The 17,379-nt window shown below is 63.6% G+C and carries 21 protein-coding genes; 9 read left to right on the top strand and 12 right to left on the bottom strand.

Annotation, left to right across the window (positions count from 1 at the left end; translation table 11 throughout):
* Nucleotides 1–55: 55 nt before the first annotated feature.
* Nucleotides 56–928: a LysR substrate-binding domain-containing protein gene (locus X739_RS154470; RefSeq protein ID WP_023784862.1), complete on the top strand. Its 873-nt coding sequence runs from the start codon at nt 56–58 to the stop codon at nt 926–928.
* A 50-nt stretch (nt 929–978) separates the two neighbouring features.
* On the opposite strand, the gene X739_RS154475 is transcribed toward X739_RS154470, so the two are convergent.
* Nucleotides 979–1,677: an RES family NAD+ phosphorylase gene (locus X739_RS154475; protein ID WP_023794481.1), complete on the bottom strand. Its 699-nt coding sequence runs from the start codon at nt 1,675–1,677 to the stop codon at nt 979–981.
* Entirely contained in the window at nt 1,671–2,081 is a 411-nt protein-coding gene (locus X739_RS154480; protein WP_023775375.1) for an MbcA/ParS/Xre antitoxin family protein, read from the bottom strand. The genes X739_RS154475 and X739_RS154480 overlap by 7 nt, the downstream gene beginning before the upstream one ends.
* Nucleotides 2,082–2,352: 271 nt before the next feature.
* Between X739_RS154480 and X739_RS154485 the strand changes: the two genes are divergently transcribed.
* Nucleotides 2,353–3,237 carry an AraC family transcriptional regulator gene (locus tag X739_RS154485; RefSeq protein WP_023775374.1) on the top strand — a complete coding sequence of 295 codons (885 nt, stop codon included), beginning with the start codon at nt 2,353–2,355 and terminating at the stop codon, nt 3,235–3,237.
* A gap of 63 nt (nt 3,238–3,300) precedes the next feature.
* Here X739_RS154485 and X739_RS154490 read toward each other — a convergent pair whose 3' ends face one another.
* From X739_RS154490 to X739_RS154515, 6 genes are all read right to left on the bottom strand, one after another.
* Entirely contained in the window at nt 3,301–4,734 is a 1,434-nt protein-coding gene (locus X739_RS154490) for an aldehyde dehydrogenase family protein (protein WP_023775373.1), read from the bottom strand.
* 171 nt (nt 4,735–4,905) lie between these two features.
* Nucleotides 4,906–5,289: an ACT domain-containing protein gene (locus X739_RS154495; protein WP_023775372.1), complete on the bottom strand. Its 384-nt coding sequence runs from the start codon at nt 5,287–5,289 to the stop codon at nt 4,906–4,908.
* Nucleotides 5,290–5,305: 16 nt separating this feature from the next.
* The gene (locus tag X739_RS154500; RefSeq protein ID WP_023775371.1) at nt 5,306–5,770 is read right to left on the bottom strand and encodes a GNAT family N-acetyltransferase; all 465 of its coding nucleotides are present in this window, start codon (nt 5,768–5,770) and stop codon (nt 5,306–5,308) included.
* Nucleotides 5,771–6,022: 252 nt separating this feature from the next.
* On the bottom strand, nt 6,023–7,012 hold the full coding sequence (locus X739_RS154505; protein ID WP_023775370.1) for an aldo/keto reductase: 990 nt from the start codon (nt 7,010–7,012) through the stop codon (nt 6,023–6,025).
* 2 nt (nt 7,013–7,014) lie between these two features.
* Complete coding sequence (locus X739_RS154510) at nt 7,015–7,356, bottom strand: carboxymuconolactone decarboxylase family protein (protein WP_023794477.1); 342 nt, start codon at nt 7,354–7,356, stop codon at nt 7,015–7,017.
* A 44-nt stretch (nt 7,357–7,400) separates the two neighbouring features.
* On the bottom strand, nt 7,401–7,796 hold the full coding sequence (locus X739_RS154515) for a cupin domain-containing protein (RefSeq protein ID WP_023775368.1): 396 nt from the start codon (nt 7,794–7,796) through the stop codon (nt 7,401–7,403).
* A gap of 141 nt (nt 7,797–7,937) precedes the next feature.
* Between X739_RS154515 and X739_RS154520 the strand changes: the two genes are divergently transcribed.
* The 4 genes from X739_RS154520 (at nt 7,938) to X739_RS154535 (ending at nt 12,039) form a co-directional block, all read left to right on the top strand.
* Nucleotides 7,938–8,831, top strand: a complete 894-nt coding sequence (locus tag X739_RS154520; protein ID WP_023775367.1) for a LysR family transcriptional regulator — start codon at nt 7,938–7,940, stop codon at nt 8,829–8,831.
* Between the two features lie 65 nt (nt 8,832–8,896).
* Nucleotides 8,897–10,336: a PAS domain S-box protein gene (locus tag X739_RS154525; protein ID WP_023794475.1), complete on the top strand. Its 1,440-nt coding sequence runs from the start codon at nt 8,897–8,899 to the stop codon at nt 10,334–10,336.
* Between the two features lie 116 nt (nt 10,337–10,452).
* The gene (locus tag X739_RS154530; RefSeq protein ID WP_023775365.1) at nt 10,453–10,839 is read left to right on the top strand and encodes an ester cyclase; all 387 of its coding nucleotides are present in this window, start codon (nt 10,453–10,455) and stop codon (nt 10,837–10,839) included.
* Between the two features lie 135 nt (nt 10,840–10,974).
* A complete protein-coding gene (locus tag X739_RS154535; protein WP_023794472.1) occupies nt 10,975–12,039 on the top strand; it encodes a YeiH family protein in 1,065 nt (354 codons plus the stop codon).
* On the opposite strand, the gene X739_RS154540 is transcribed toward X739_RS154535, so the two are convergent.
* The 3 genes from X739_RS154540 to X739_RS154550 all read right to left on the bottom strand — a co-directional run bounded on the left by X739_RS154540 (nt 12,040) and on the right by X739_RS154550 (nt 14,735).
* The gene (locus tag X739_RS154540) at nt 12,040–12,537 is read right to left on the bottom strand and encodes a GAF domain-containing protein (protein ID WP_023775363.1); all 498 of its coding nucleotides are present in this window, start codon (nt 12,535–12,537) and stop codon (nt 12,040–12,042) included.
* Between the two features lie 192 nt (nt 12,538–12,729).
* The gene (gene groL / locus X739_RS154545) at nt 12,730–14,358 is read right to left on the bottom strand and encodes a chaperonin GroEL (protein ID WP_023775362.1); all 1,629 of its coding nucleotides are present in this window, start codon (nt 14,356–14,358) and stop codon (nt 12,730–12,732) included.
* Nucleotides 14,359–14,420: 62 nt separating this feature from the next.
* Entirely contained in the window at nt 14,421–14,735 is a 315-nt protein-coding gene (locus X739_RS154550) for a co-chaperone GroES (protein ID WP_023775361.1), read from the bottom strand.
* A gap of 245 nt (nt 14,736–14,980) precedes the next feature.
* On the opposite strand from X739_RS154550, the gene X739_RS154555 reads away from it, so the two are divergent.
* The gene (locus X739_RS154555) at nt 14,981–15,235 is read left to right on the top strand and encodes a hypothetical protein (protein WP_023773627.1); all 255 of its coding nucleotides are present in this window, start codon (nt 14,981–14,983) and stop codon (nt 15,233–15,235) included.
* Nucleotides 15,232–15,498 carry a DUF1488 domain-containing protein gene (locus X739_RS154560; protein ID WP_023773626.1) on the top strand — a complete coding sequence of 89 codons (267 nt, stop codon included), beginning with the start codon at nt 15,232–15,234 and terminating at the stop codon, nt 15,496–15,498. Before X739_RS154555 ends, X739_RS154560 begins: the two co-directional genes overlap by 4 nt.
* Before the next feature lie 270 nt (nt 15,499–15,768).
* On the opposite strand, the gene X739_RS154565 is transcribed toward X739_RS154560, so the two are convergent.
* Nucleotides 15,769–15,975: a hypothetical protein gene (locus X739_RS154565; RefSeq protein WP_023784873.1), complete on the bottom strand. Its 207-nt coding sequence runs from the start codon at nt 15,973–15,975 to the stop codon at nt 15,769–15,771.
* Nucleotides 15,976–16,328: 353 nt separating this feature from the next.
* On the opposite strand from X739_RS154565, the gene X739_RS154570 reads away from it, so the two are divergent.
* Nucleotides 16,329–17,372: a LacI family DNA-binding transcriptional regulator gene (locus X739_RS154570; RefSeq protein WP_023794468.1), complete on the top strand. Its 1,044-nt coding sequence runs from the start codon at nt 16,329–16,331 to the stop codon at nt 17,370–17,372.
* The last annotated feature ends 7 nt before the right edge of the window (nt 17,373–17,379 follow it).

The following is a 17,379-nucleotide window of genomic DNA, read 5'->3' as shown; positions in this document are numbered from 1 at the left end:
CCTTCGGCCTGAACGAAGGCTGATCAGGCATCGACACGATTTTCAGGAGCGGAAAATGCGCTTCGACCTCACCGACCTCCGGCTGTTCCTGCTGGTCGCCGAACGCGGCAGCATCACGCATGGGGCCGAACTCGCCGGCCTGGCGCTGGCCTCGGCCAGCGCGCGCATCAAGGGCATGGAGGAAAGCCTCGGCGCGCCCCTCCTGGAGCGGCGTCGGCGCGGCGTGGTGCCGACGGCGGCCGGACAGGCGCTGCTTCACCATGCGCGCGCGGTGCAGAACCAGATCGAGGCCATGGCCGGCGACCTCGGCGCCTATGCCACGGGCCTGCGCGCCCGCGTGCGGCTGATGGCTAATACGGCGGCGACCAGCGAGCTGCTGCGCGGCACACTGCCGGCCTTCCTGGCCGCGCATCCCGGCATCGACATCGACCTCGACGAACGCCCCAGCCATGAGATCGCCGAGGCGGTGGCGAACGGTGCGGCCGATCTCGGCATCGCCGCCACATGGGCCGGCCTTTCGCATCTCGAGCAGAAGCCGTTCTTCGTCGACCGGCTCGTGGTGATCGCCGCGCGGACCCAGCCCGGCCTCGAAGGAAATACCGTCAGCCTCGCCGACATTCTGGGCGAAGCCTTTGTCGGCTTGAGCGCCGGCCACCCCCTGCAGGAGCATATATCCCGCCAGGCCGCCAGGCTCGGCGGCCACCTGCACTTCCGCATCCGCGTGCCCGGCCTCGACAATGTCTGCCGGCTGGTCTCGCAAGGGGCCGGCATCGCCATCGTACCAGAAAGTGCCGCGCGCCGTTCCGCCCGCGCGCTGCGCGGCCTGCGGCTCGGCGACGACTGGGCCACGCGCCAGCTCAATTTGTGCGCCCGAAACTTCGAGGCGCTGACGCCGCAGGCGAAATTGCTGGCGGCGGCGCTGGTGTGAACCTGTCGATCAGGTAAAGGCTTGGGACTGGTCGCCGCAGCGGCCTTCGCTCACACGACTTCCAGCACCTTGCCCGTGTCGTGCTGGCGCACGAAATCGACGCGGCCGCCGTCCCAGTGGTAACTGTAGTGGCGGCCTTGAACAGGGACACCGATGACGTCGGGCCAGAAGATGCCGATGCACTCCCCATCGGGCATGCGCACGCTGTTCCACACCAGCCCGTCGCTGCCGGCGGCCCTGAGCGCCCGCCCTTCCGCCTGCGACGCCGTGTAGTCGTCGGGATCGCGCACGCCGGGCACGGCGTTGACGTCGTCGAGGTCGCGATCGACGCTGCCGATCAGCACGCGGAAATCGGCCGTCCAGCCGGGCGCCTCCTTGGTGGCGCGCATGAATTTCTGGTGATGGTGGATGGTTTCGGCCAGCGCCACGTCCTCGCTGTCGCCGGCATAGTAGATGCCGTAGCTGCCGTCCGAAAAACGGCCGGGCCGAAGTAGGGAACAATGCACGAAAGGCGCCATGACGAAACTGGCGCCGGGACCGGAAACCCGCCTTGCGGCCGGCACCTTGCCGAGATCGCCAAGCTCCAGCCGGATGCGGGGGTTGGTCTTCTCCTCGACGGCGGCGAGCGCGTCCCAGTCGCGCGGATCGGCGATGTCTTCGAAGAGATCGATCGGCGGATGGATGGAGCGGATGATGCGATAGGTCTGGGGCCAGTGGACGCGGCGCCGGACCGCGAGCCCACTCACCATGCACCACGCTCCGCGTCGAGCCATTCGCGCATCGCCGCCAGATCGGAAAGGTCGCCGCGCAGCATCAGGTCGAGCGCCGACTGCCCGCCGAAGGTGGCATTGGGCTTGCGGATCCAGGCATAGCCGCGCGCCGGCTCGGTGAAGAGGTAGCGAAGCCCCTTGTGGATGCCCATCAGATGCGCCATGCGGGTGCGCAGGTCGCGGTCGATCCGGCCGATGCCGCCCTCCTTCCACCGCGCCCAGGTGCGCGCCGAAATGCCGCCGAGCAGGACGCAGGCCTCGAAGTCGGTGAGATTCCAGGCCTTGAACAGATTGACCGTGGTACGCGCCAAGGCGCCTGCCTCTTCATCCGAAATGGCTGAGCCGACCGTGGCCGGTGTGGCGGTGATGGCTTGAAGCTGCATGTCTAGACTCGCTAATGGCAGATATATAGCACGTATATGCCAATTGGCAAGGCGAGGCGCCGTTGCTGGTGAAGACCGCACTGATGGCGGATTAGTGGTCCGAACAATATAAGTACAGTCGAATCTCCCCGGTGGTTGGATTTCCAACTAAGGTCGGGCGTGCCCCTAGACGGTCCTTGGCCCGGTTCCGCGACCCGTGACAAACCGCAAGATCGGTCGAGCGCGTCATGTCCGCGTACGCTTTAGCTGGTGCTGCCACGGAGGACGGAAGATGAAGGCGGCGCTTCAAAACTACCATGCCCGGATGCAGAGAGTGTTGGATCATATCGACCAGCATTTGAACGGCAATCTGGACCTGGACGCTTTGAGCGGCATCGCGGCATTCTCCAAATACCATTTCCACCGGCAGTTCACGGCAACCTTCGGGCTGTCCGTGCATCGTTATGTCCAGCTTGCCCGCATGAAGCGCGCTTCATACCGGCTGGCCTTCAGGGATGCCGAAAGCGTCACGGATATAGCAATGGATGCCGGTTACGATGCACCGGACGCCTTCGCCCGCGCCTTTCGGCAACGGTTCGGGCAGTCTCCTTCATCGTTCCGGAAGTCGCCCGACTGGGCACCGTGGCTTGCGGCCTTCGGGCCTATGGACAATGCGAGGAGCAAGCTCATGCACATTACCTATGACCACGACGACGTGACTATCCGCGATGTGCCCCCGACGCCGGTAGCGATCATGGAACATCGAGGCGACCGGGCCACACTCGGCGACACCATCCAGCGGTTCATCGCCTGGCGCAAGGCCGCCGGCCTGTCACCGGAGACGAGCCCGACCTTCAACGTTTTCCGTTCCGAGAGGATTCCCGCCAACCCAGCCGATTACAGCATGGACCTGTGTGTCGGGACTGGCCTGCCGATCGACGCCGATGACGAGCAGATGAAGGCTGGTGTGATCCCCGGCGGACGTTGCGCCGTTTTGCGCGTCGTCCACAATACCAACAATCTGGAGCCGGCCGCGCTCTACCTTTATCGCGACTGGCTTCCCGCCAGCGGCCAGGAAGCGCGTGACTTCCCGATCTATTGCCAACGGCACTTTTCGATGTTCCCGAGCGTGCCGGTGCCTGATGTGGTCTGCGAATTGTTTCTGCCGCTGAAATAGCGCTCTATGGCGGGGACTGTCCCTTCTGACCGGGCCGGCGTTGCGCCGGCCCGAAGTCCTGCACTACTCCGCCGCCTCATAGCCCGCGATGCCCTTGATCTCGAGGAAGTCCTCGAGCCCGTATTCGGCGTATTCGCGGCCGTTGCCCGACTGCTTGTAGCCGCCGAAGGGCAGGCCGGCGTCCCATTGGGGATAGTTGATGTAGACATTGCCCGAGCGCATGCGCGCCGCGACCTCGCGCGCTTTCTGCAGGTCCTTGGCCTGGATATAGGAGGCAAGGCCGTAGACGGTGTCGTTGGCCTGCTCGACAGCCTGCTCGACCGTGTCGTAGGGCAGGATCGCCAGCACGGGCCCGAAAACCTCCTCGCGCGCGATGCGCATGTCGTGGGTGACGTCGGCGAACACGGTCGGCCTGACATAGTAGCCGCGATTGAGTTCGGCCGGGCGGCCAGGGCCGCCGGCGACCAGCGTGGCACCCTCGTCGATGCCGCTCTGGATCAGGTCCTGGATCTTGTCGTACTGGACCTGGCTGACGACGGGGCCGAGCTTGGTGTTGGCGCTGTCGGCCGGACCGACCGTGAATTTTTCCGCCGCCGTCCTGGCATATCCCGCGGCCTCGTCGTGGCGGTCGCGCGGCACGAACATGCGCGTCGGCGCGTTGCAGGACTGGCCGCTGTTGCTGAAGCAGCCGGCGACGCCCTTGCTGACGGCGGTGGCGAGGTCGACATCCGGGAACAGAATGTTTGCCGACTTGCCGCCAAGCTCCTGATGCACGCGCTTGACGGTGTCGGCGGCCGCCTTGGCCACCAATATGCCTGCCCGGGTCGAACCGGTGAACGACATCATGTCGATGTCGGGATGGCTGGACAGCGCCTGGCCGACGCCAGGGCCGTCGCCGTTGACCAGGTTGAACACGCCCTTCGGCACGCCGGCCTCGTCGATGATCTCGGCGAAGATGATGGCGTCGAGCGGCGCGATCTCCGACGGCTTCAGGACCATGGTGCAGCCGGCGGCGAGTGCCGGACCGACCTTGCAGGTGATCTGGTTCAGCGGCCAGTTCCACGGCGTGATCAGGCCGACGACGCCGATCGGCTCCTTGACCACGAGATGGTTGCCCTTGACATGGCGAAACTGGAAATTCTTCAGCGTCTCGGCCATCTTGGCCAGATGCGCCAAGCCTATGCCGACCTGGCTGTCGAGCGCCATCTGGCGCGGCGCGCCCATCTCGCGCGACACGGCGATCGCCAGGTCCTTGCTGCGCTTCTTGTAGACCTCGATGACGCGGTTGAGAATGTCGAGGCGCTCCTCGACCGCGGTGAAGCCATATGTGTTGAAGGCGCGCTTGGCGGCGGCCACTGCCTTGTCGACATCGGCCCTGGAGCCGAGCGAAATCCGCGCGAAAGCGTCCTCGTTCGATGGATCGATGACGTCGAGCGTGCTGGGCACGACAGGATCGACCCACGCGCCATCGATGTAGAACTGCAGATCGTGTGACATGGTCTCTCCTTGGGGTGCCGCATGGCCGGTCAGGCCGTGATATCTGGCTAGAAATAACGATGCACAAACGGCGGTGTCAAACGCAACCCCCGAGGTGGTTGAGCCAGCGCGCCAGTGGTTGAGCCAGCGCGCCACTCGTTGAGCAAAAGGGCTGGACCAGCGATGAGCGGACTATAGCAGCGTATGCCCGGCTTCGCCCAGCAAGCCTCTTGCCGCGGGCTCGTCTGACGCTTTCACCAGCAGGTGGTCGCCATCGAAGGTCGATACCAGGAAGATGCCCAGCCCGTTTTCCGACAGCGGCCTGATGACGGACAGCACGATGCCGGTTTCGTCGAACGCAAACGGCCCCTGCAATTTGAAGGCGACCCAATCGCGGTCATGCTTGACGGCATCCGGCACGCGGTCTTGAAGGCAGGTGATCGAGAGTTCGTCGTCGGTCCTGGTGATGCTGACGAAACCTGGTCCGTCCGCCCAGCCGGGGATGCCGTCAGCGGCTTGGAGCCGCGAAATCGCATAGAGCCCGGACAGTTGCTTCAGCGTTATCCTGGCAGCCATCGTCGCGCTCCGATCGTCATGCCAACCTCTTGCTCATATAAACCGTCACGCCATTCATGAACGGCTCTTCCCGGTCGATTGTATAGCCGTGCCGCTTGTAGAGCGACACGTTGGCTTCGAAGGCGCCATTGGTCAACAGGCGAAGCTCCGGGCGGCCTGCCTCGCGCGCTTTGGTTTCCGCACGCTCCAGCAGCAGCCGGCCGATGCCCCTGCCCTGCGCCTCCGGCGCGACGCAGACATTCTCGATCCACAGGTGATCGTCGGCCAGCGTGGTCTCGATCATGCCGACAATGCGGCCGTCCTCGACAGCGAGTTCGAATGGATGCTCGGCGACGGCCTTGTCGTAATCGGCACGCATCGGCAGCGGCTCGCGCCCGATCACCGGCACCCATTTGGCATAGGCGGCACGCACGATGTTGCGGATGGTGGCGGCATCGGCGGTTTCGGCCGGCCGAAACCGGATGGTGGACTTGATGGCCATGACAGTGCTCCAGGCATGGAAAAACCCCGCCGGCTGTGGTCGCGGGCGGGGCTGAAAACGAACGAACCGGATTTATCTTGCCGGCCTTTGTCGTCGCGCAATCAGCGTGCCGCTTCGTGCTGGGCGGGAGCGGCGTCGCTTGGTGACGAGGGGCGCGGGAACGAACATGGCGGCAAGCTGGAGCAGCAACGGTCCCGCGTCAAGACACCGAAGGCATCGGTCGCCGGGCTGCCGGACCTGATTCAGCGACCCTCAGCGATCGATCCTCGCCGCCTGTTGCGGAGAGTATCGTTCTCCCTGAACGGCAATCGCCGAGACCGCGTTCTCGATATTGCGAAGATCCTCAGCGGTCAGTGCAACGGCAAGAGATCCGATGTTTTCCTCAAGGCGGTTTAGCTTGGTCGTGCCTGGGATCGGAACGATCCAGGGCTTCCGCGCCAGCAGCCAGGCAAGAGCGACCTGTGCCGATGTCGCGTTCTTGTCGGCCGCGATCGCGACGATGGCGTCGACCAGTGCCTGGTTTGCCTGGCGGGCTTCCTCCGTGAACCGCGGAACGCTGTTACGGAAATCGTTGGCGTCGAACGTCGTCCTGGCGTTGATCGCGCCGGTAAGGAAACCTTTGCCCAGCGGGCTGAAAGGCACGAAGCCGATTCCCAGTTCCTCGAGGACCGGCAGGATCGCCTCCTCCGGTTCACGCCACCAGAGCGAATATTCGCTTTGAAGCGCGGCGACCGGCTGCACCGCATGAGCGCGGCGGATGGTGCGCACGCCCGCTTCGGAGAGGCCGAAATGCTTCACCTTGCCTTGGCTGATCAAGTCCTTCACCACGCCAGCCACCTCTTCGATCGGCACGACCGGATCGACCCGATGCTGGTAGAGAAGATCGATGTAGTCCGTCCTCAGCCGTTTGAGAGAGGCCTCGATGACGTCGCGAATATGCTGCGGCCGGCTGTCCATGCCCTGGTGCCCGGCCGCACCGGCGATGTCGATGCCGAATTTGGTGGCGATCACCACCTGGTCGCGGATTGGCCGCAACGCCTCGCCGACGACCTCTTCGTTCCTGAACGGTCCGTAGACCTCCGCCGTGTCGAAGAAGGTGACACCGCGCTCGAATGCCGCCCGGATCAGACGGACTGCATCCGGTGTCGCCATCGGCTGCCCATATGACTGGCTCATGCCCATGCAGCCCAGCCCGATGGCCGAGACTTCGAGGCCGCTGTTTCCAAGTGTGCGCTTTTGCATCGTCAGTGTCCCTTCTTCTCGGCGTCGGCCTGTTCGAAGACCTTGCGGGCGATGCCGATCGCAGTGCTTGCCGGCGGCCATCCAGCATGGAACGCAAGATGCGTGATGGCCTCGATGAGCTCATCCGGGGTGACGCCATTCTCGAGCGCCCGCTTCATGTGGAACGGCATCTCGTTGATCCGGTATCCCGAGACCAGGCTGGCGACGGTGACGAGGCCGCGGTCGCGCGGCGAGAGGCCGAAGCGTTTCCAGACGTCGCCGAAAAGCACCTCGTCGGTATAGGTGCCGAGTGCTGGAGCGATGTCGGAGAAAGGGCTTTTGGGAAGCGCTGGGGCATGGGTCATCAGGGTCTCCTTCTTTGTCATCGGTGAGGACGGGGCCTGGTCGGTCAAATCCCGTATTGTTCGTCGGTGACATGCTCCATCCAGTCGACGACCTTGCCGTCGAGCGCTTCGGCAATGGCGATATGGCTCATCGCCGTTGTCGGCGACGCCCCATGCCAATGCTTTTCTCCGGGCGCGAACCAGATGATGTCGCCGGGACGGATCTGTTGGATCGGCCCGCCTTCGCATTGCACCAGACCGGCGCCAGACAGAACGATAAGCGTCTGGCCGAGCGGGTGCGTGTGCCAGGCCGTGCGCGAGCCGGGCTCGAAGGTCACGGTGGCCCCGCCGACGCGGGCCGGGTCGCTGCCCTTGAAGGGTGCATCGATGCGCACCGCGCCGGTGAAATATTCGGCGGGCCCCTTCGCCGAGTGCTGCGAGCCGCTTCGTGTGATCTCCACGTTTCCGTCCTTTCGTGATGCCGGGACATGGCCGCTAGGCCAGGAGCGCCGGCGTGTTCGGCCGATGGCGATCTATTTAGGGGCTGCGATAGTCAGGAGTAGCTGCTATATCCGGCATGTACTTATGAGATAAATTCATCAATGCCACGCGACAATCTGAATGAGTTGACCGCCTTCCTCGCCGTCGCGCGCGAGAAGAGCTTCACCAGGGCGGCGGCCAAGCTTGGCGTATCCCAATCGGCGCTCAGCCATGCCTTGCGGAGCTTGGAAGAGCGGCTGGGCGTGCGGCTATTGACCCGCACGACGCGCAGTGTCTCGCCGACCGAAGCCGGCGAACGCCTGGCCCGCACCGTCGGACCGAGGCTTGATGAGATCGAGAGTGAGCTCGCCGCCTTGAGCGCATTGCGAGAAAAGCCCGCCGGGACCATCCGCATCACCGCCGGCGAACATTCGGCCGACACGGTCCTGTGGCCGGCCATCGCCCGGCTGTTGCCGCAATATCCCGACATCCGGGTCGAGATCGTCGTCGACTACGGCCTGACCGACATCGTGGCCGGGCGTTACGACGCCGGCGTACGGCTGGGCGAACAGGTGGCGCGCGACATGATCGCGGTGCGGATCGGTCCCGACATGCGCATGGCGGTGGTCGGCTCGCCGGCCTACTTCGCCAGACGGCCGAAGCCGCGCACGCCGCAGGACCTGACCGATCACAATTGCATCAAACTGCGCCTGCCGACCCATGGCGGGCTCTACGCCTGGGAATTCGAGAAGGCCGGACGCGAACTGAAGGTGCGCGTCGACGGCCAGTTGATCTTCAACACGGCGGGGCTGCGCATGAATGCCGTGTTGGCCGGCGTCGGCCTCGCCTATCTTCCGGAGGACCAAGTGACGGCGCATCTCGCCGATGGCCGATTGTTGCGGCTAATGGCCGATTGGTGCCCTCCGTTTCCCGGCTACCACCTCTACTATCCCAGCCGCCGCCAGGCGACGCCCGCCTTTACGCTTCTGGTCGATGCGCTGCGCTATCGCGGCTAGCCCACAGGTCCAGCGGAACCGTTTCAACCCGACGACGTTCACGGTGGTTAAATGGAACCTTGCGCATGACGGACCTGTCGAACAGCTCGACGCTCGATCTATCCCATCAAATCCTCGATAATCTTCCCGTCGCCATCTACACGACCGATAGCGATGGCAGGATCACCTATTTCAACCGGGCCGCGGCTGATTTTGCCGGGCGCGAGCCCGAGCTCGGAAAAGACCAGTGGTGCGTGACGCACAAGCTGTTCACGACCGACGGGCAGGTGTTGCCGCACGACCAATGCCCGATGGCCGTTGCGTTGCGGGAGAACCGGCCGATCAGAAATCAGTCGGCCATCTCGCAGCGTCCCGACGGCACGCGCGTGCCCTTCCTTCCCTATCCCACCCCGCTCGATGACGATCAGGGCAGGCTGGTCGGCGCCGTCAACATGCTGTTCGACCTCACCGACCGGCATCTTGCCGACGAGGCCAGGCATCATCTGTCGGCCATCGTGGAATCCTCCTTCGATGCAATCGTCAGCAAGGATTTGAACGGCGTCATCAAGAGCTGGAACTCAGGCGCCCAACGCCTGTTCGGCTACACCACCGACGAAGCGGTCGGCAGATCCGTGACGATGCTGATACCCGATGACCATCTGGACGAGGAGCCGCGCATACTGGAGCGCATCCGCAAAGGCGAGCGGGTCGAGACCTACGAGACCATCCGCCGTCGCAAGGACGGCAGCCTGGTGCCCGTATCCCTGACGATCTCGCCCGTACGCAATGCTGTCGGCCAGATCATCGGCGCCTCCAAGATCGCCCGCGACATCTCGACAGCCAAGGAGAGCGAATATCGCATCCGCATGCTGATGCGCGAGGTCAACCATCGGGTCAAGAACCAGTATTCCGTCATCATCTCTATGATCCGCGAGACCAGCAAGAGGTCCTCGACACCGGCGGAGTTCGAACGCCAGGTGCGCGAGCGCATCATGGCACTGTCGCTCTCGCACGACCTGCTGGTGTCCGGCGACTGGCGAGGCGCGACGATTTTCGAGCTGCTCCTTGCACAAGCCAAACCGTTCGGCAACGAGGAACGGATTTCCATGGCTGGCCCTTCCCTGACGCTGAGCCCCAATGCCGTTCAGTATCTCGGCATCGCGTTTCATGAACTGGCGACCAATTCCGCCAAATATGGCGTACTTTCGGCCGCCGAGGGAACGATATCGGTGCAATGGAAGGTGAGCAAGGCAGGCGACCTGAAACGGTTCCAGCTGATCTGGAAAGAGCGCGATGGTCCTCAGGTGCAGAACATCGGCCATGGCGGTTTCGGCACCGTTGTGCTCCAGCGCGTCGCTCCAGCAGCGGTAAGCGGCACCGGCGTTCTCGAATATGACAGCCACGGCGTCACCTGGATCCTTGAAGCACCCTTGTCGCAGCTCGAAGCCTCGGTGGACAGCGAGCACGTCGACCCACGAGGGATCGACGAGGTGATCGGCGGACCGGAATTCGAAGTCCTTCCCTGATGCCGCCGCACTCGCATTCCGGCATCGCCGCTCTATGTCTTCCCCGAACAAACATTTCTCGCCGTCCGGAACAGTCGTGGAAGACATGCGGTTGGCCAAAGCACGGAGAGCCTGCGATGACCGATGAAGATCTTGCCAAGAACTATCGTGGCTACATCGCCTGCCTCAACGCCCAGGACTGGCGGAGCCTGGACCGCTTCGTACACCAGGAGGTGCACTACAATGGCGACCGGGTCGGCCTGCCGGGTTACCGAGACATGCTGGAGCGGGATTTTCGCGCAATTCCCGATCTCTATTTCGACATCCAGCTGCTGATCGCCGATGCGCCGTTCATAGCCAGCCGCCTTCAATTCAACTGCACGCCGAAGGAAACTTTCCTCGGCCTGCCCGTCAACGGCAGGAAAGTGTCCTTCAGTGAGAACGTCTTCTACGAGTTTCTCGACGACAGGATCAGGCACGTCTGGTCGGTGATCGACAAGGCGGCGATCGAAGCGCAGCTGTAGGCCGGCCCCTTTTGTCAGCTTTTCGAAGCGTGCCTAAGACCGTTCGTAAAAATCGATCGTTCTAACGAAAATAATTCGTTGGAAAGATTAGTCTTGGAATGACATTTCTCCGTGGTACTCGCACGGAGAATTGCATTGTCTTCCCAGACCTACATCGCGAACGGTATTCCGAAAGGCCCGATTTCCGCGAATCTGGCCCAGCGCCGCAAGCGCCTCGATTCCCTGGGGAACGGCGTCATTCCCGGCATCGTGCTGGTGGCGATGATCACGGCCGTTGCCTTCTCGGCCCGCAATGTGTCCGGTTTCGCCTTGTTCAGCCCGATGATCCTGGCCGTCGTCGCCGGCATGATCTATTCCAACGTGCTCGGCACACCGGTGCACGCCAAGGCCGGCATAGGCTTTTCGCAAAAGCGCCTGCTGCGCTTCGCCATCGTGCTGCTCGGTTTCCAGCTGACGCTTGGCCAGGTGGTCTCGATCGGCGCCGGCGGCGTCGGCATCGTCGCGCTGACCCTTGGCGCCACCTTCGTCTTCACCATCACGCTCGGCAGGCTGATCGGCGTCGACGCCAAGCTGATGCAGTTGATCGCCGCCGGCACCTCGATCTGCGGTGCCTCGGCGATCGTCGCCACCAACATCGTCACCAATGCGCGCGACGAGGACGTCACCTATGCCGTCGCCTCGATCACCTTGTTCGGCACCGTCGCCATGCTCGGCTTCCCGGTGCTGGCGCCACTGCTCGGCCTCGACCAGCACGCCTTCGGACTGTGGGCCGGCGCCTCCATCCATGAGGTGGCGCAGGTCATCGGCGCCGGTTTCCAGAACGGCCCCCAGTCAGGCGAGATCGCCACCGTCGCCAAGCTGACCCGTGTCGCCATGCTGGCGCCGATGGTCGTCGCGCTCGGCCTGATGGCACGCCGCGGGAGCAGCGACCAGGCAGCTGCACGCCCGCCCATGCCATGGTTCGTCGCCGCCTTTGTCGCCGTCGTGGCGTTGAACAGCCTGGTCATGATACCAGCCGAAGTGAAGCAGGCGGTGGTGCTGGCCACCACCATCATGCTCACCATGGGGCTGGCCGCCATGGGACTGCAGGCAGACATTTCGCAACTGCGCTCGCGCGGCCTGCGCCCGCTGGCGCTCGCCTTCTGCGCCTTCCTGTTCATCGGCGGCTTCAGCCTGATGCTGGTGAAGGTCTCGGGCTAACTAGTCCTGGAACGAGCTCGCCGCGACATAGATCGCCGCCAGCGCCTCGATGCCGGCCTGGTCGGCACTGTCGAAGCGGCCGGGCAGCGGGCTGTCGAGATCGAGCACGCCGAAAACGCCCTCCTCGTCCTCGAGCAGCACGACCAGCTCGGAGCGCGAGGCGGCGTCGCAGGCGATGTGGCCGGGGAAATCATGCACGTCCTTGATCAGCATCGAGGTGCCGAGCTCGACCGCCGTGCCGCATACGCCCTGGCCGACGGCGATGCGCACGCAGGCCGGCTTGCCCTGGAAGGGGCCCAGCACCAACTCCTCGTCCGATGCCAGGAAATAGAAGCCGGCCCAGTTGAGGTCGGGCACCATCTGGAAGATAAGCGCCGCGGTGTTGGCGGCGTTGGCGATCGAATCGTGCTCGCCCTCGAGCAGAGCCTTCAATTGCTTGACAAGGCCGCGGTAGAACGCGGCCTTGTCTGAGATATCAATGGCCTGGGCCGCGAACATGACTTGTCTCCAAACTGGGAATCGCGGTTCCGTCGATGAGTTAGCTCCGCACCAACGGCCCACCGAAACAGTCTACCGTGAATCCCAACCACAGCGAAAGCCGCAAGATCAGGACAGCCGCCGGATGCTCACGCAAGGCAGCGCTCCATTGCGCCAACCTCGCGAGACCTGGCTGCCCTTCCAGCTGCCGCCCTAGTAACCGCCCATGCCGCCACCACCACCCGCCGGCGCCGCATCCTTCGGCGGGATGTCGGTGATCATCGCTTCGGCGGTGATCAGCAAGGCCGCGATCGAGCCGGCATCCTGCAATGCGGTGCGCACCACCTTCGCCGGGTCGACGATGCCGGCCTTGATCATGTCGACATAGGTCTCGTTCTGAGCGTCGAAGCCCTGATTGTGGTCCTTGCTGTCGGCGAGCTTGCCGACGACCACTGAGCCCTCCACGCCGGAATTCTCGGCGATCTGGCGGATCGGCGCCTCAAGCGCGCGAAGCACGATGGAGATGCCGGCGGTGACATCCGCATTGGCGCCGTTCAGGCCCGATAGCGCCGACCGGGCACGAAGCAGGGCCACTCCGCCGCCTGGCACGATGCCTTCCTCGACCGCAGCGCGCGTCGCGTTCAGCGCGTCGTCGATGCGGTCCTTCTTTTCCTTCACTTCCGACTCGGTGACGCCGCCGACGCGGATGACGGCAACGCCGCCCGACAGCTTGGCCAGCCGCTCCTGCAGCTTTTCCTTGTCGTAGTCCGAGGTGGTCTCCTCGATCTGGCCCTTGATCTGGGCGACGCGCGCCTGGATCGTCGCCTTGGTGCCGGCGCCGTCGATGATCGTGGTGGTGTCCTTCTCGATCAGCACGCGCTTGGCGCGGCCGAGCATCTCGATGGTGACGTTTTCGAGCTTGATGCCGAGATCCTCGGAAATCATCTGGCCCGATGTGAGCACCGCGATGTCTTCCAGCATCGCCTTGCGGCGATCGCCGAAGCCCGGCGCCTTGACGGCCGCGACCTTGAGGCCGCCGCGCAGCTTGTTCACGACCAGCGTGGCCAGCGCCTCGCCTTCGACGTCCTCTGAAATGATCAGCAGCGGCCTGCCGCCCTGCACCACCGCTTCGAGGATCGGCAGCATCGCCTGGAGATTGCCGAGTTTTTTCTCGTGGATGAGGATATAGGGATCCTCGAGCTCGGCGCGCATCTTGTCTGCATTGGTGACGAAGTAGGGCGAGAGATAGCCGCGGTCGAACTGCATGCCTTCGACGACGTCGAGTTCGGTCTCGGCGGTCTTGGCTTCCTCAACCGTGATGACGCCGTCATTGCCGACCTTGTTCATTGCCTTGGCGATCATTTCGCCGACGCTGGCGTCGCCATTCGCGGCGATGGTGCCGACCTGCGCGATCTCGGCCGACGACTTGACCTTCTTGGCCTTCGCCTTGATTTCCCCGACGACGGCGGCAACGGCCTGGTCGATGCCGCGCTTCAGGTCCATCGGGTTCATGCCGGCGGCGACCAGCTTGGCGCCTTCGCGCAGGATCGAAGCGGCCAGCACCGTGGCTGTCGTGGTGCCGTCACCGGCAAGGTCGTTGGTCTTCGAGGCCACTTCGCGCACCATCTGCGCGCCCATGTTTTCGAACTTGTCGGCAAGCTCGATTTCCTTGGCGACGGTGACGCCATCCTTGGTGATGCGCGGAGCGCCGTAAGCCTTGTCGATGATGACGTTGCGGCCCTTGGGACCCAGCGTCACCTTCACCGCATTGGTGAGGATTTCGACGCCGCGCAGCATGCGGTCACGCGCATCGGTGGAGAATTTGATTTCCTTGGCAGACATGATTTTTTATCCAATCGAGTTTGAGGGGGGCCAGCCGCCGCGCCGAACGCGCGGCGCTCCAGTCAGGCGGCCTTCTTGGCTTCGACAGCCCTTTCGATGACGCCCATAATGTCGGCTTCCTTCATGATCAGCAGGTCTTCGCCGTCGATCTTGACCTCGGTGCCCGACCATTTGCCGAATAAGATCAAATCGCCGGCCTTGACGTCGAGCGGAACGAGCGCGCCGTTTTCGTCGCGTGCCCCTGGGCCGACGGCAATGACTTCGCCTTCCGCAGGCTTTTCCTTGGCATTGTCGGGAATGATGATGCCGCCCTTGGATTTGGTGTCGCCTTCGGCGCGCCGGACGACGACGCGGTCGTGGAGTGGACGGAACTTCATGGGAACTTCTTTCTGCGGCCGGCATAGGCGGCCGCGCCCTCTCTATAGGCGGTTTGGCACTCGATAGATAGGAGTGCCAAAATTTATCGGGGGACGGAATTAAATGTTGGAAGTATTAGTTTCGCACCCGGTTTCCTGATATCCGAAGTCAGCCAAATATTTTCGAAAATTGAATTTTTCCGGTCGAGCGCCTATTTATCGGACAAGTTCGCTTTCACGATTTCATGCGCAAGGAGATTTCTTCAATGGCCGACGGCAATCAGACGATCATGCAAAAAGCTGAAGCCCGCTTTGTCGACAAGCAGAAGAAAACCGCGGAACGCAACAAGGCAACCGCCGAATACATGTCCGAGGCGAGGGCCAGGGAGATCAAGACGGCGAGGCTAAGGGAATTGCGGTTGGCCAAGGAAGAAGCCGATCGCGTGACGGAAGCACTGAACCCGACGCCGAAAAAGAAGCGGGTGGTGAAGAAGGCTGCGGCAACGGGGGTCAAGACATGAGCCTGACATTCCCCAACCGCAGCCGCAGCTATGACGTGGCCGGCAAACGCATTCGCTTCGTTGGCCATGACGGCATGCTCCAGATTTCCTTCTCCGTGGCCGCCGACGCAATGGCCAGGATGCAGCCGGACACCGCCGCCGACGAGGCCGGCTATCTTGCCGCCTTCGACCGGTCGAGTTCCACTATCCACGACGTCGCCGCCAAGGCCTACGGCCGCACCCGCAAGAGCCTGTATGTCCTGACATCGGATGATTTCGGCTGAGACGCAGCCGCAAATCCAGATAAAGCGCGAAGCGATCTTCAGTCCATGAATGCGTCAAGGCGATGAGACGGGGCAGGACTTACACTCAGCCCTCTCCCGGCACTTGACGTCTCGGACACTCATCTGATCGACACCATATCGGCATTTTTCGGGTTCATGCCGACCATCACCCTTTGCCTGAGTACTGCAGGCTGACCGGTCAAGACATCGATGATGGCCCAGCCTTGGGGCAAGTCCATGCGCGGTGCATGATTGGCCATGCGGTGTGGCTCAGCCTCGCAACACGAAGAAGACCATGCCCAGGACCGCTACCGTCCAGGCGACAACCGAAAGCTTCAGCGCCATGCCGCCATGCGCGGTCAGCATCTCCCGCAGGCGTGCCGCGCTACGCGCCGACACGGCCGGTGCGGCCACCAGGGCGGCGGGTGCCTTGGCGCCAAGTTTTCCAAAGACGGGCAGCGGCGACGGTTCACGCACGAAGTTGACCTCGAATGTCGGGAGTTGGCTCGGCGAACTTGCCCAGCCCCTCCATAGCACCCTTTAGCGAACTCGCTGCATGCCAAATCGGCGCCCGTTGCGGTTCGGCCCGGGAGATACCGGAGTTTCAACTGGCGCACGGCCACTTGTGAACCGGCTCCGATGGCCGCGGCTCGCTCACAAATCCGATCTCGCCAGCAGTAGTAACTTTTCTCTTGAACCGGCCATTGATGTGGACTAGCCTCGAGTTGAGAAAAGGTTTTTCCAGACATTCCCGATCGGGTTCGGCCGTTGGCCGGCTCTATTCCGGGCGGTAAGAGAAAACCTTTTCCCAACCAAGGATTTTTGCCGCGATGGCATCGGACGATCAGCCAGTTTCGGTCTTTCCCAAACCCGTCACTTTGCGTGACGTGGCCGCGCAGGCCGGCGTCAGCGTTGCCACCGCATCCAAGGCGCTCAACGATCAGGGGCGCATGACCGCCGAGACCCGCGAACGCATTCGAGAGACGGCGCGCAGCCTGGGCTTCCGGCCCAACAGCCTGGCGCAGAGCCTGCTGAGGCGCCGCTCCTTTACTGTCGGCCTGCTCACCAACGACACCTATGGCCGTTTCTCGCTGCCGCTGATGTCGGGCATTTCGGATGCGCTGGTCGATGCCGGTGTCTCGGTATTCCTGTGCAATGTCGAGGAGGATCCCCGCCTCGGCCAGCTCCATGTCGAGGCCATGCTCGACAAGCGCGTCGACGGCATCATCGCCACCGGCAAGCGCATCGACCGTCATCTGCCGATCGATCTCGCCAATTTGCGCATCCCGGTCATCTACGCCTTCACCCAGCCCGATCCCGACGCCGTCGCCTTCGTTTCCGACGATGCCGGCGGGGCGCGGCTGGCCGTCGAGCATTTCTGCCGGCTCGGCCGCAAACGCATCGCGCATGTCACCGGCCCGGCCAGCTTTGCCGTGGTGCATGAACGGGCGCAGGCCTATCGCGCCGCGCTGATCGAAAACGGCCTGCCGATGAGCGAGCCGTTGCTTGGCGCCTGGTCGGAAGCCTGGGGGCATGAGGCGGTGACGATCCTTTTCGATGACGGGGAGGAAAAGCCGGACGCCGTCTTCTGCGGCAACGACCAGATCGCGCGGGGCGTCATCGATGCTCTGCGCGAGCGTGGCTTGAGCGTTCCCGGCGATGTCGGCGTCATCGGCTTCGACAATTGGGAGATCGTGGCCGAGGCGACCCGCCCGCCGCTGACCTCGGTCGACATGAACCTGACAGCACTCGGCCGCGAGGCCGGGCTGACCCTGCTTTCCCTGGTCGGCGGCAAGTCCGCCGCGCCGGGCATCAGAAAACTGCCGTGCCGGCTGGTGGTGCGGCAGTCCTGCGGCCGCCTGCCCGATGGCTGACAAAGGC

The sequence above is a fragment of the Mesorhizobium sp. LNHC209A00 genome (assembly GCF_000502915.1).
Lineage (GTDB): Bacteria > Pseudomonadota > Alphaproteobacteria > Rhizobiales > Rhizobiaceae > Mesorhizobium.
The sequence above is the reverse complement of the archived record's forward strand: the minus strand, read 5'-3'. Positions and strand labels throughout refer to the sequence as shown.